At 62.4% G+C, this 13,797-nt stretch carries 9 protein-coding genes; 4 read left to right on the top strand and 5 right to left on the bottom strand.

The genetic code is table 11. The features are described from left to right. Positions 1–30 precede the first annotated feature (30 nt). From GT590_RS01315 to GT590_RS01300, 4 genes are all read right to left on the bottom strand, one after another. Positions 31–1,188 carry an acyl-CoA dehydrogenase family protein gene (locus GT590_RS01315; protein ID WP_009305554.1) on the bottom strand — a complete coding sequence of 386 codons (1,158 nt, stop codon included), beginning with the start codon at positions 1,186–1,188 and terminating at the stop codon, positions 31–33. 128 nt (positions 1,189–1,316) lie between these two features. Further along, entirely contained in the window at positions 1,317–2,588 is a 1,272-nt protein-coding gene (locus GT590_RS01310; RefSeq protein ID WP_009305553.1) for a CaiB/BaiF CoA-transferase family protein, read from the bottom strand. Between the two features lie 149 nt (positions 2,589–2,737). Further along, positions 2,738–4,033, bottom strand: a complete 1,296-nt coding sequence (locus GT590_RS01305) for an MFS transporter (RefSeq protein WP_009608932.1) — start codon at positions 4,031–4,033, stop codon at positions 2,738–2,740. Positions 4,034–4,479: 446 nt separating this feature from the next. Continuing rightward, positions 4,480–4,734: a hypothetical protein gene (locus GT590_RS01300; protein WP_015761538.1), complete on the bottom strand. Its 255-nt coding sequence runs from the start codon at positions 4,732–4,734 to the stop codon at positions 4,480–4,482. A gap of 269 nt (positions 4,735–5,003) precedes the next feature. On the opposite strand from GT590_RS01300, the gene GT590_RS01295 reads away from it, so the two are divergent. Together GT590_RS01295 and GT590_RS01290 are read left to right on the top strand one after the other, a co-directional pair. Then, positions 5,004–6,464 carry a GntR family transcriptional regulator gene (locus tag GT590_RS01295; RefSeq protein WP_015761537.1) on the top strand — a complete coding sequence of 487 codons (1,461 nt, stop codon included), beginning with the start codon at positions 5,004–5,006 and terminating at the stop codon, positions 6,462–6,464. A 159-nt stretch (positions 6,465–6,623) separates the two neighbouring features. After that, positions 6,624–8,288, top strand: a complete 1,665-nt coding sequence (locus GT590_RS01290; protein ID WP_114526920.1) for an ATP-binding protein — start codon at positions 6,624–6,626, stop codon at positions 8,286–8,288. Positions 8,289–8,455: 167 nt separating this feature from the next. Here GT590_RS01290 and GT590_RS01285 read toward each other — a convergent pair whose 3' ends face one another. Then, the gene (locus GT590_RS01285; protein ID WP_015761535.1) at positions 8,456–9,874 is read right to left on the bottom strand and encodes an MATE family efflux transporter; all 1,419 of its coding nucleotides are present in this window, start codon (positions 9,872–9,874) and stop codon (positions 8,456–8,458) included. A gap of 248 nt (positions 9,875–10,122) precedes the next feature. Between GT590_RS01285 and GT590_RS01280 the strand changes: the two genes are divergently transcribed. Together GT590_RS01280 and GT590_RS01275 are read left to right on the top strand one after the other, a co-directional pair. Beyond that, the gene (locus GT590_RS01280; protein WP_009305547.1) at positions 10,123–11,997 is read left to right on the top strand and encodes an ABC transporter ATP-binding protein; all 1,875 of its coding nucleotides are present in this window, start codon (positions 10,123–10,125) and stop codon (positions 11,995–11,997) included. Further along, positions 11,994–13,727, top strand: coding sequence for an ABC transporter ATP-binding protein (locus GT590_RS01275; RefSeq protein WP_114548002.1), 1,734 nt, complete (start codon positions 11,994–11,996; stop codon positions 13,725–13,727). Before GT590_RS01280 ends, GT590_RS01275 begins: the two co-directional genes overlap by 4 nt. Positions 13,728–13,797 lie beyond the last annotated feature (70 nt).

Genomic DNA, 13,797 nt, shown 5'->3' with positions numbered 1-13,797 from the left:
GTCAGCCCGCCCCTTGCTCGTTCTGGCGTCTTACCGGTAGCGCTTGAGGATCTGCGGAGCGGTGTTGAACACCATGACCTGGTCGGAACCGCCGGCGATGCGGGCGCTGCGGATGTCGATGTAGTAACGGCCCACACGATGGTCGCCCACCACGCCGATACCTGCCAGCACCTGGATGGCGTCGTCAACCACTTCGCAGGTGGCCTTGGAGCAGTAGTACTTGGCCATGCCGGCGAGGATGCGCACGTCCTGGCCCTGATCGGCCTGCCAGCACAGCTTGTACAGCATGTTCATCATGTTCTCGATCTTGCAGGACATTTCCATGATCATCTCCTGCACCAGCTCGAAGCGACCGATCTGCTGGCCGAACTGCTCGCGCTGGTTGGCGTAGGCGCAGGCGTCCTCGAACGCATTGACCGCCGTGGCGATGACACCGGACACGTTGGCGATGCGCTCGCGGGTGAAGTTCGCCATGGTCTGCATGAAGCCGTTGTGCTCGACGCCCAGGATAGCCGAGCGGGGCACGCGTACGTCGTTCAGGAACACCTCGCAGATGCTGGTGGGGGCGTTCTCGTGGCCCATCTTGGGAAGCTTGTTGATAGTCACGCCGGGGGTGTCGCGATCGACCAAGAACATCGTCGCACCGCGATGGACGTTGTCAACCGTCGGATCCTTTGCGATGACGATGATGGCCGGAGCTTCCATGCCGCAGGTGGTGTAGTGCTTGCCGCCGTTGATGACCGCGGTGTCGCCGTCCCACGCGTAGGACGTCTGCATGCCGGCAACGTCGGAGCCGGTGGAGGGCTCGGAGATGCCCAGGGCCAGCGGCGCCCCGCCCGCGATGTAGGGCTTCACGTACTTCTCGATCTGCTCGGGCGTGCCGAACTCGCACACGTCGTACATCGTGGGCATGCCCATGGAGTAGAACGCCGCAAGCGGGCCGCCGTAGCGGGAGATGGTGAAGTTGGCCAGGGCCACCGTCATGAGGTCGACGTCGGTGCCGCCCACTTCTTCAGGCAGGCCCAAGCCCGTGAAGCCGGCCTCTGCCATGGCCTTCCAGGCGTCCCAGGGGAACTCGCCGTTACGGTAGCACTCGCGCTCCTTCTCGGCCGGCATCTCGCGCTCCAGAAGCTCCTTGATGCTTTCGATGAGCAGCTCCTGCTCTTCGGTCTTCGAGAAATCGATCATTGTTGCATGCCTCCTTGGCGGTCGTGGTGCGCGGGTTTCGGTTCCCGGAACCCGCGCGTTGAAAACAGTACTTCATCGGATCGTCGCCGCAGCTGGCGATCCGCTTTCCTATCAGGTGGTTCCAGCGGTTACTCGGCCTTCTTCTTGGCGGCCGCGGCCTGGGCCATCAGCTTCTCCATGTTGTACTGGTCCTTGTCCCACTGGTCTTCTTCGGTCACGAGACCCTGCTCGCGCAGCTCGTCGATCTTCGCGTCGTCGAAGCCGTACTCCTTGAGAACCTCGCGGGTGTACTCGCCCGGATAGCCGGAGGGGCCGAACTCGGCCTCGCCCGAGGAGAAGATGGCCGGGGCCTTGACGATGCCGATGTGCTTGCCGGAGGGGTAGTCGATGCCCTGGAAGAACCCGGCGTCCCATGCCTGCTGGTCGTCCTGCAGGTCGGCGAAATGCTGGCACAGGTCGAACGGGATGTCGGTGGTCATGAGCTTCTCGATGGCCTCGTCGCGCGTGACGTTGGCCAGCACCTCGGTGATGATCGGCGTGATCTCGGCAGAAGCGGCCAGCGCGGTCTGATAGTCGGGCCACTTGGCGATGAGGTCTTCGTCCATGCCGAAGGCATGCACGAACTCAGGCCAGGAATTGTGCCACTGCAGGCCCATCAGGGCGATGGCCTTCTCGTCGGAGCACATGTACGGACGGGCCAGGGGCAGCACGGAGTTCGGATCCGTGGGGTACTCGTCGCCGTAGGCGGCGGTCACGATGGGGACGCCCACGCTCCACATGCCGGCGTGCATGAGGGCCACGTTCACTTCCTGACCCTTGCCGGTGCGCTGCTGCTCGATGTAGGCGGCCAGCACGGCCATGGCCAGATAGGTGCCCGTGGGGATGTCGCCGAAGCCGAAGTACGGGATCATCGGGTTGTCGCCCTTGATGGGGCAGTCCAAGTCGTAGCCTGCACGCGCGGCGTAGGAGGCCGCGTCGAACCCGCCGCGGGGAGCCCACTCGCCCTTGGTGCCGTAGCCGGAGGTGTTGCCGCAGATGATCTTCGGATTGATCTTCGACAGGCTCTCGTAGTCCAGACCCAGCTTCTTGGAATCCTTCGGTCGCAGATGCGAGAGGAACACGTCGCAGTCCTTCAGCATCTCTTTGAGGATGGCCAGCCCTTCGGGTTTGCGGGTGTCGAGCGTGATGCAGCGCTTGCAGGAGTTGATGGAGTCCCAACCGGCCTGGTCGCCGTTGTAGATATGGCGGGCAAGGCCGATGCCGCGGTTGCTGTCGCCGGTGGGAGGCTCGACCTTGATGACGTCGGCGCCCCATTCGCCCAGGATGCGTCCGCCCATCGGAGCCGCCATGAACGCGGCGATCTCGATGACCTTCATGCCTTCCAGAAGTTTCAGAGCCATGTGTTTCCTCCTCTTTCAAAAGGACTGTAGTGTGACGGGCGGTCCGGTTGTTTCCGGTGCCCGCCGGCTGCGGGGCTCGTGCCCCGCAGTGGAACCAAACGGGTGGCGCGCAGCGCATTCCGCGCAAAGCGCCGGGTGGCGCGTCTGATTTACGCCTTCGGCATCCACATGGCCTGAACCTTCTTGCCGGTCTTGAAGGCCATGATCATGGAGATCAGGCAGACGACGATGAAGCAGAAGATCATGATGAGGGCGGGCGTGAAGCTGCCCGTCGCATCGTAGATGAAGCCGTACGCCGGGATGAGGATCATGGAGCCGATGCCGGTGGCCATCATGACGATGCCGTAGATGGAGCCGAATTCCTTCTGGCCGAACAGCGTGCCTAGCACCAGCGGGCCGATGACGCCCAGCGTGGCGGACAGGCAGCCGTAGAAGAACAGCGAGCCGAAGAACATGTACAGGTTCGTGCGGAAGAAGATGAGGCCCAAGAGGGCGATGAAACCGCACGCGCACGCCACCATCGTGGCCTTGAGGGGGCCCAGCTTGTCGGAGATCGTGCCGAACACGACGGCGGCGATAGCCGTGCCGATCATGTACGCCGTCATAGCGAATCCGCTGGTCACGGTATCGAAACCAGCTTCGATAGCCAGGGTGGGAACGATGGAGGCGAACGCCAGCGTTCCGGTGAGCAGCACCATGAAGATGAAGAAGAACCAGAACGTGGGGGTCTTCAGCGCTTGCTTGGACGTGAGGCCCGGCAGGTTCTTCGCGGCCTCGGCGGCGGCTTTCGGATCGGCGTTCTTGGCGGCTTCGATGTCGGCCTCGGTGGCGCCGAGGGGCAGCTGCCCCTTCTGCTCGGGCGTGCGGAACCAGATGAGCACGGCCGGGATCACGATAACCAGCGCGAGCACGCCCAGCACGATATAGCCCATGCGCCAGCCGTTCGATGCGATGATGGAGGCGACGACCGGCGAGAGAACGGCGGAGCAGATGGCCACGAAGCTCATCATGATGCCCATGGCCAGGCCGTTCTTATCCTTGAACCAGCGGTTGATCATCATGGGACCCACCAGCTGCGTGGCGAACACCGAGCCGAACGCCATGATGCCGGCCAGCGCGTAGAAGCCCCACACTGCGTCGACCAGCGACAGCGCGGCGAAGCAGCCCGCCTGGATGGCGACGGCGACTACGGTGATGATGCGGATGTCGAACTTGTCGAGCAGGCGACCCGCGAACGGGCTCCAGAACATAGTGATCAATGCCGAGATGGACGACATCATTGCCACTTCGCCCACGCCGATGTGCATGTCGGCGCTGATAGGCTGGAAGAACAAGCCCATGCCGCTGTTGATGCCGCCACGGCACAGACCCATCATCAGCAGAACGCCGATGAGGACGAACCATGCGAAGTGGATCCCCTTCTTTTTGGCTGTAGTGGTAGCCATGTTTACCTCCTGTGTGCGTTCGGTCGCAGGGACCGTCCGCGATTCAGTTACGATTCTTGCGGATCGATATCCACCGCAGACCGTGCTTCGCCCTGGCCGCTATGAGGCGGTCCTGGTGAAAACGATGTTCAGTGGAGTGACGCTGAGCCGTGCCCTCGACTTTCGCGTCGCCTTCCGGGAGGCGGGATGCGGAACCTAACTACCGATAGGAGATCGGAGGAAAATATGCGACCGCTTGCCGAACTCTTGCTGAGATCGGCTGGTGTTCGTATACTTTTGGCAACGATCTGGTGAGAAGGATCGGTTGTTAGGGGCATCCGGAGATCCTCCGGGAAGGTAGGACGTCAACGTCCTGCCTTCACCCCCTTTCTCTCCTTACTTCGGGCACAACGATACAAGGCAAGCGCGACCCGACGAAGGGCGCACTTCCCCCGAGGGGCACCAACTTAGGAAAGGAAGATGAAGAGCTTGGTTGCCGAGGCGTCTCCGTAGTTTGCGGAGGAATACGCAACGCGGCGAGTATTCAAGAACGAGGCGAACAGCGCGGAAGTCTTCGGCAACGTGAAGCTGGAGAAGAAGCGCTTGAACTGGCGGGGGCAGACTTTGCGGTTCCAAGCCCATTTGCTCATGAGCATACCCATCTTCGCTTGGCGTAAGCGTGGGTTCCGCTTGATGTAGGATTTGACGTTCAGCTCAAACATCAACACCATGTCCTAACATTCCCCGTGAATTCGTCAAATTATGACGACTTCCAGTAGTTTAGACGGTAAAACATTTAATGTCAACCACGTTTAGCATGGTGAATCGACATCGGTGCTCGTTTGCTTCCTCTCGTTGTCGTAGCAGCTGTTTGACCGGGGATTTCATTAGATATCCGATAAAATATTTTCTGCTTCATTCGATAAGCAATCTGCTTGATTGGTAGCCGCCGCGGTACAATACCGCATCATGGAAGCGGCGAAGGAGAGGTTTGGAAAAGAAAGCCACCTTATTCGAGTACGTGTATCGTCAGCTTGTCAGCGACATCGAGCAGGGAGCGCTGCGCTATGGCGACGCGTTGCCGTCGCTGCACGACTTGTGCGATCGATTTCGGGTGGGCATCAGAACCATCCGCGACGTGCAGCGTGCTTTGAAGGCCGACGGGTACATTGTCGTGGAGGAGCGAAAGCGCGCTGTCGTGGCGTACCGTCCGGCCGATGACGCGGATGACGGTCGCATCCGTGCGCTGCTGGCGCGTCGCGAGGTGGTTGCCGATTGCTACAGAACCCTCGAACTGGTCATGCCCCCGTTGTTCCACTTAGCCGCTCGATGCTGCTCTGACGAGGATCTTTTCGCTTTGGCTCAGGATGCGAAGCGCGTTGATCGCTCTGGCGTATCGGAAGGGTGGCGCATATCGCACGCATCGATTGTTTTGCACGGCCTGGTGGCAAAGGCAGGCAACCCGTTGTTCACGTCGTGCTTCGCAAGCTTGGAGCGCATCGGTCTGGTGCCGGTGGTTCCGGGTTTCGAAAGCCCTTTTGCCTCGCGTGCGGTCGACGTCGACGGGGGTTTGATGACGTGGATGTTCTCCTCTCTGCTTTTGCGCGATGCTGATGAGGTGCAGTATCGGTTCGGTTGCATGTATCGCGGCGTCGCGCAGCGCGTCGGGGCGTATTTCGACGCGCTCGAGAACGCATATGCCCCCGCCGTGGACATCGGATCGTTCGGGTACGCGTGGAATGCGAAGGCCGGGTTGGAATTCGTGCACGGACAAATAGCTCGCAATCTTGTGGAACGCATCGTTCGGGGGGAATTCGTTGACGGCCAGCTGCTTCCTTCCATCGCCGAGCTGTCGGCGCAGTATGGAGTCTCCGCTTCCACGGTGCAGAAAGCGTACGGCGCGCTCAACGTCATAGGCGTCGCGCGCACCGTCAACGGGTTGGGCACGCGCGTGCAGTTGGGCAATGCGACGTTCAGCGAGCGCTGGCTGGAAGATCACTCGTTCAAGAGAGATGTGGGCACGTACGTCCATGCGGCGCAGATGATGTGCGCCGTGCTGCCTGCTGCATTGAGCCGCGTGCAAGGTCATGCGGAGGAGGTGGCCTCTTCTGCGGAACGCGCCCTCGCGGTCGAGGAGGGGGATTGGGCGGTGTCGAAGGCTCTCATAACGGGTTTGATCGAATGCACGGAGCCTTGCGCATTGCAGACGATTCTGCGGGAGCTGAACGATTTGCTGCGCTGGGGAGCCTTCCTTACGCTGTTCGCGGCTTCGCGAGAAAGCGCGTCCGCTCTCTCGTCTCTCGAAAGCATCGCTCTCGGGCAGGCGCGCAGAGCCGACGACGAGGGGTTCTCCCAATCGATGACCGCGTATTACCGCCTTATGCTCCAGTCCGTGCTCGCGTTTCTCGAGAGGGCGGGTATGATTGACGTCGACCGCACGATCGTGCCCTAGGACCGCGGCGGGCTCCGACGGTTTACCTCCTTCCCAATAGGGTGCTATACTCTGACACCGCATGCAATAAGGCTATGTTTGATCAGGTATAACAATTTCTGCACTCAGGCAGGTCGGTTTGATCGAGGGGATGTCGATGGCTCAGAGATTGGCTGACGCATGAAGCGAGCGCCGAATGCGCGCTGGACGCGCATCTTCGGGTTGGCGGGTTTGCTGACCCTGCTTCGCCGCGTGCGGCGCCGGGCTGATGCGAAGGAGCTGGCCATCGAGAGCCGCGAGCAGCTGTTCAGCATGCTGGTGCGCAATGCCGACGATATCTACGTTATGTTCTCTCCCGATGCGTACGAGATCGAATACGTCAGTCCCAATGTGGAGAAGCTTTTGGGCGTGTCGGTCGAAGCGGTGAAGAACAACATACGAGCGCTGTCGGATTCGGCGGCCGATCCATCGTCCGACCCTCGAATCGATGACATTGCGTCGTTGGAAGAGGGCGAGTGCCTTCAAGTGTTTCGCGAGCGCATTCAAGCGCGCACAGGAGAGCGTCGCTGGTACCAGGAAACGTTGTACCGGGAATCCATCAAAGGGGTGGATAAGTACGTGCTGGTGCTGTCCGATCGCACGAACGAGCAAAAAGGAAGTTTGATGCTCGAGCAGGCGCTCGATATCGCACGATCGTCGAACGAGGCGAAGAGCCAGTTCCTTGCGAACATGTCGCACGACATACGCACGCCCATCAACGCCATCGTGGGCATGACGAAGATCGCACGGGAAAGCGGCGAGGCCAGCGAGAAGATAGCCGGTTGCCTCGATGCCATCACCGCGTCGTCTCGTCATTTGCTGGAGCTTATAAACGACGTTCTGGACATGTCGCGCATCGAAAGCGGGCAGATGGAGCTTCAGGAGCGTCGGTTCGACATCGATGACGTCGTGGGCGGGGTAGAGGCCATCATCCGTCCTCAGGCTCAGGCGAAGAGTCAAGAGCTGCGCATCGATCGCTCGAAGATGAAGCATAAGGCGTTCTCGGGAGACGAGCTGCGCATAAGCCAGATCCTTTTGAACCTTGCGTCCAATGCGGTGAAGTACACGCAGGAGGGCGGCTCCATAGCCCTCGTCGTGCAGGAGCTGGCGAAAACGCGGCCCAGCTATGCGAGCGTTGCTTTCACGATAACCGACAACGGCATGGGCATGTCGCCGGAATTCGTCGAGCGTATTTTCGATCCGTTCGAGCGCAGCGAAGAGGTGTCTATCGCGCGGATACAGGGAACCGGGTTGGGGATGTCCATAACGAAGGCGCTGATCGACGCCATGGGCGGCATTGTCGAGGTCGACAGCGAAAAAGGACGAGGCAGCTCGTTTCGCGTGACATTGGAACTTCGCGTCGTCTCGTCGGCGGATGCTTGTCCGCCGCTTGAAGTCGTGCCGGAGAGCACCTCCTATCGATTCGAGGGCAAGAGGTTTCTCCTGGCCGAGGACAACGAGCTGAACGCTGAGATATTGATAGAGCTTCTCGGCTGCCGCGGCGCGAAAGTGGAGTGGGCCGAGAACGGCGAAAAGGCGATCGATGCATTCTCGAAGCACCCGGCAGGATATTACGATGCGGTGTTCATGGACGTGATGATGCCGGTGATGAACGGCTACGAGGCAGCGCGCGCTCTGCGCGCTTGCAGCAGCGCCCGCTCGGAAGAAGTGAAGATCGTCGCGCTGACGGCCAACGCATTTGCCGAAGATGTGAAGTCCGCGCTCGATGCGGGCATGGATGCCCATGTGGCGAAACCGGTCGACATAGACGGGCTTGCATGCGTGCTCGGAAAGGTTTGCGGCTGAACGAGGCGACGGGGCAGCGTGCGAACCCCGATGTTTCACGTGAAACATCGGGCGGTTTGCTCGTGATGCCGTATGCGCAGAACCGTTGCGCTGCCAGCTCTTCGAGGGTAACGCCTGCATGATGCACGAGCAAGACGGCAGCGGCAAGAGGGCGGCGCGCCGGCCCGCTAGGCTCGGGCGGCTTCCTCTTCCATGGTCACGCGGTCAGCTGCGGAGCCTTCGTCCTTTCCCAGGTTGCGGATCACGCTTGCCACCATGAACGCCGCCACCACGATCATGACGCCGTCGGACAGGGCCGATGCGGCCCATACGCCGTGGATGCCGAGCCCTGCGACGTTCGGCAGGATCAGCACGAGTGGGACGAACAGAGCCACGGGTCGCGCGAACGTGAGGATCGCCGCCTTGCCGCCTTGTCCGAGCGCTTGCAAGAGCGTGATGCCCATGACCATGGGGCCTGCAACCAGGTAGGTGGAGAAGAACACCCTGAAATCGTCGGCGCCCATCGCGGCGACGGCCGGGTCGGAGACGAGCAGCGACAGCGTGGCTTCCGGCGCCAGCATCGCGGGTACCCAGAACAGCAGCGCCAGCGCCATCGAGCCCAGGCAGAAGACGATCGTCAGCTTGCGCACGCGACCGTAGAGTCCGGCGCCGTAGTTCGTTCCGGCCGCGGGCTGCAGGCCGTTGCTCATGCCCCACAAAGGGATGAAGGCGAACGCCTGGATGCGCAGCGCAGCTCCCAGCAGCACCTGCCATTCCGCGCCGCCCCATGCGGCGGCCGCGCGGTAGGCGATGGCTTGCTGTACCAGCACGAGCACCTGCATGAGCATGGCGGACGCGCCCACCTTCAGCACTTCGGGGAGTATCGCGGGCGAAACGGCCACGCGGACGATACGCGCCGTCTTCTCGCGCTTGACGAACCACCACAGCATGACGCCCGCTTGGATCATCTGCGTGATCACCGTGGCGCAGCCCGCCCCCTGGATGCCGAGCCCTTGGTCGCGCAGGGCCAGGATGAACAGAGGGGCCAGCACCATGTTGAGGACGGCGCCTCCTCCCATGATGGCCATGGCCCGCGCCAGCTCGCCTTTGCCGCGCATGACCATGTTCGAGCTTTGCGCGAAGTTCACGAACAGGCTGCCGACGAGCATGATGCGCAGGTAGGATTCGGCCAGGTCGAGGACCTGCCCCTGTGCGCCGGTGAGGGCCAGCAGCGGGCGCGCGAACACCGTGCCGACGATCGTGACGGTGAGCGACAGCACCAGGTTCATGACCACGAGGTTGCCCATCACCTGGTCGATGGTGCGCTGGTCTTTCGCGCCGATGGCGCGCGACAGCACCGAGGCCGACCCCATGCCGATCATCGAAGCGCCGCCGGAATTGATGAACGTGAACGGGTAGGCCACGGCCACGGCTCCCATGGCCTCCATCCCGATAAGCTGTCCTGCGTACACGGCGTCCATGAACGTGTACAGCCCGATGACCGCCATGCCGACGATGGCAGGCAGGCTGAGCGACATCATGAGCTTGCCGGGCGTTTGCGTGAGCATGAGCGCGCGTTTGTCTTGCTGTAGAACCTGTCGAGCCATGAGTTTCCTCGCTTTCCTTGTCGGGCATAAGCCGCCCGAACGTCGGGAGCGGGTCTGCTCGCTATATGTTAACCATGTCTAACTTACTTGTTGTTTCCGACTCATGCAAGTGCGGAATAAGAATGTATGTAGATTATGTGGTGAAATCCCCAAAATCATTTCTTGAAGTTAGCTATGGCTAACATCTGCACATCGGCCGGCTTGCCCCGCCGCCGCCCCTGTTTCCGAGAGAGAAAAGAGTGCCGCTTATGGAATCTGTCGACAGTGCCGCCGCTCGGCGCACGTATCTGCGTCTGATCGAGCCGGTGAAAGGGAGGATCATAGGCAACGTCGCCATCGCGGCCTTGTCGTCGGCGTGCGAGTTCGTCCCCTATCTCGCAATCGCGCGCGTTGCCCAGCTGTCCATCACGGAAGGCGTTCCCCCGTCCGACGTGCTGGCGATGTGGGTTCTGGTCGCCGTCGCGGGCGCGGCGGCGGGAAGGATGCTGTTCAGCATGGCCACCGGCCGCTGTCATTACGCCGACGCCGATTTTCGCGTTCACGTGCGCACCGTGCTGATAGAGCACTTGGGGAAGATTCCGCTGGGATGGTTCAACGACAACAGCTCGGCGCAGGTGAAGCAAGCTGCCACCGATGACGTTCTCAACCTGCATCAATCGGTCGGGCATGCGCCGGTCGACGTGACCGCCGCGCTGCTCTCGCCCTTGATCCCCTTGGTGTACCTGTTCACGGTGGACGTTCGCTTCGCCCTTCTTCTGGTGGCGTACTTCGTCGTGGTGATAGGCGTTGCGTGGCCGTTCATGATGAGGGATTTCGGTCCTCTCAACAAGAGGTTCAACGAAGCGATGGTGGAGGTTTCCTCCGCTGCGGTGGAGATGGTGGAGGGCATCGCCGTCATCAAGACCTTCGGTTCCCGAAGCCGTGCGGGCGCACGGTACCGGGCGGCTACCGAGGAGCTGGCGAAAGCGTGCTATGTGTGGACGAAGCGCAATGGCAACGCGTTCAGCTGGGTGTCGGCCTTGTTCTCGCCGGGAGCAATGCTGGTGGTTCTGCTGGCTGCAACGCTGGCCTTCGTCGCGAACGGCGTTTTGCCTTTGGAGCGGTGCGTCCCTTTTCTGGTGTTGGGCGTGGGAGTTCCCGCGGGGCTGGTCAACCTGTTTCGAAGCATTCGAATGCTGCAGATGTCGCTGCAGGCCGCCGACCATCTGGCCTCCGTTCTCAACGTGGCTCCGTTGGCCGAACCCGAGCGGCCTCGCCCGGCGGCCGAAGGACCCGTGCGCATGGAGTTCGAGGGCGTGGCGTTCGCATACGGCGAGAACCTGCCTTTCGTGCTGCAAGACGTCGACGTCGCGTTGGAGCCGGGAACGGTGACGGCCCTCGTGGGAGATTCGGGCAGCGGCAAGACGACGCTCGCCCGCTTGATCCCTCGCTTCTGGGATCCCGTTTCAGGGTCGGTGCGCATGAACGGAACGGAGCTTCCCCAGATGGCCTCCGGCGAGGTGCTTTCGCGTGTTGCCGTGGTGTTCCAGGACAGCATGCTTTTGCGAGCGAGCATCGCGGACAACATCCGTTTGGGCCGTCCCGGTGCCACCGACGAGCAGGTGCAGGCCGCCGCGCGCCAGGCCCAGATTCACGATCGCGTAATGGAGTTGCCGCAAGGCTACGACACGGTGCTGGGAAGCGAAGGCTCGGACCTGTCGGGCGGCGAGGCGCAACGCGTGGCCATCGCGCGCGCCATCGTCCAAGATGCGCCTATTCTCGTGCTCGACGAGGCGACCGCCCATGCGGATCCTGAGAACGAGACGGCCATCCAAAAAGCGCTGAACGCGTTGGCGAAAGGCAGGACGACCGTCGTGATCGCGCATCGGCTGGACACCATCGTGCATGCGGACCAGATATTAGTGCTGGTCGGGGGCAAGGTGGTGGAGCGCGGCGTCCATGAGGAACTGCTGGCGGCCGACGGCCATTATGCGGCGCTGTGGCGATCTCAGCAGGTGGATGCGCTGGAAAAGGCGCTACTTGTGGAAGGAGCCGCGATGCGCGGCGCGGCCGCGGGGCCGCAAGAAGCGGATGGCGAAGCGGAGCCGAACGGTGCCGATTCGCGCGAAAGCGAGGAACGATGATAACGACCCAAATCGACGATCTGGTAGGGCGGCCGACCGGCGTGAAGACGCAGGCTTTCCTGTACGTGCTGTGCGGCCTGGCGGAGGCGGCCGTGTACGTGGCGCTGCTTCCGCTGCTGCGCTCGCTGATAGCGGGCGACTACGTTGCGGCGGGGTATCTGGTGGCGCTGGCTGCAGCGCTGGCGCTGTTGCATTCCGTGATCGGCTTTTTCGCGGACAATCGCGGCTACTGTATCGGCATCGAGCAGATCTGCCATGCGCTGCAGGACGCCTTGGGCGACCATATCGTGCGCCTACCGCTGGGGTGGTTCACGAAAGAGCGCTCGGGGCAGGTTGCGGCTCTGCTCACCAAGGAGCTGCAGATGGCCATGGACGTGCCCAGCACTTTTTTGCGCCAGATGGTGATCGCCGTCACCACGCCGGCTGCGGTGGTGGTGTTGTTCCTGTTCGTGGATTGGCGCATCGGCCTGGTGTTCGTGATTGCGGCTCCGCTGCTGCTGTGGGCTTCGCGCGCCATGGCGAAGGCCGCAGGCGAAGGCCATAGGCAGGAGGAGCTCTCGAACGCTGAAGTGGCGGCCCGGGTGTTGGAGTTCGCGCACGCCCAGCCCGTTTTGCGCGCGACGAAGCGTTCGGTGGAGGGTTGGGACGCTTTGCAGCAGGCCATCGAGCGGGACCGTGCGGCGACGGTTGCCACCTTGCGCATGGCATCGGCACCCGTGGCGCGCTACACGATGCTGATCCAGGTCGTGTTCGCCGTCGTGTTCGCAACGGCCACGGCTCTTTTGGCCTGGGGCCAGATCGACGTGGCATCGTACGTGTTCGTGGCGGTGCTCTCCTTGAGGCTGGTCGATCCTTTGACGCTCATCGGGTCGCAGGGGATGGCGCTGCGCGTGGCGAAGAACGCGCTGGACGCGTCCGAGGGGATATTGAAGACGCCCCCTCTGCCCGAAACCCGCAACCCCCGCGTTCCTTGCGGATCCAGCGTGGCGTTCGATCGCGTGGGCTTTGCCTACGAGGAATCCCGTCCGGTGCTGCAAGGCGTGAGCTTGACGTGCCCCGAGCGCAGCCTGACCGCTTTAGTGGGCCCTTCCGGCTCGGGAAAGACGACGCTGACGCGGTTGGTCGCGCGTTTCTGGGACGTTTCCGAGGGCAGCGTTTCGATCGGCGGGGTGGACGTGCGCGACATGCGTCCCGACGAGCTCATGCAGCAGATATCCCTCGTGTTCCAGGACGTGTACCTGTTCGACGGAACCATCGAGGAGAACGTGCTGGCGGGGCGCCCCGACGCAACGCCCGAGGAGGCGCGCCGCGCCGCGCACGTCGCGCGCCTTGACGAGGTGGCCGCCCGTCTGGAGCAGGGATGGGACACGCCCGTGGGCGAGGGAGGCTGCCGCCTTTCGGGCGGAGAGCGCCAGCGCGTCGCTATCGCGCGCGCTTTGCTGAAGGACTCGCCCATCGTGCTGTTCGACGAGGCCACGGCCGCGCTCGATGCGGAAAACGAAGCGGCCATCGTGGAGGCTATGCACGAGTTGGCGCGCGATCGCACGGTCATCGCCATAGCCCATCGCTTGTCCACCATCGCCGCCGCAGATCAGATAGCCGTCCTAGAGAAGGGGTGCATCACCCAGCAGGGAACCCACGGCGATCTGGTGAAGGTGCCCGGCCGGTATCGGTCGTTTTGGCGCGAGCGCCAGCAGGCGGCCGGTTGGCGGCTGGCCAGCGAGCAGTAGCGCTTCGGATTCGATCCGGCGCGTTCGGTGCCGGAACATCAGATGAACCAAGACATGCAAAACGCATGGG

Source organism: Eggerthella sp. BIOML-A1, from assembly GCF_009875595.1.
GTDB classification, from domain to species: Bacteria; Actinomycetota; Coriobacteriia; order Coriobacteriales; family Eggerthellaceae; genus Eggerthella; species Eggerthella lenta.
The sequence above is the reverse complement of the archived record's forward strand: the minus strand, read 5'-3'. Positions and strand labels throughout refer to the sequence as shown.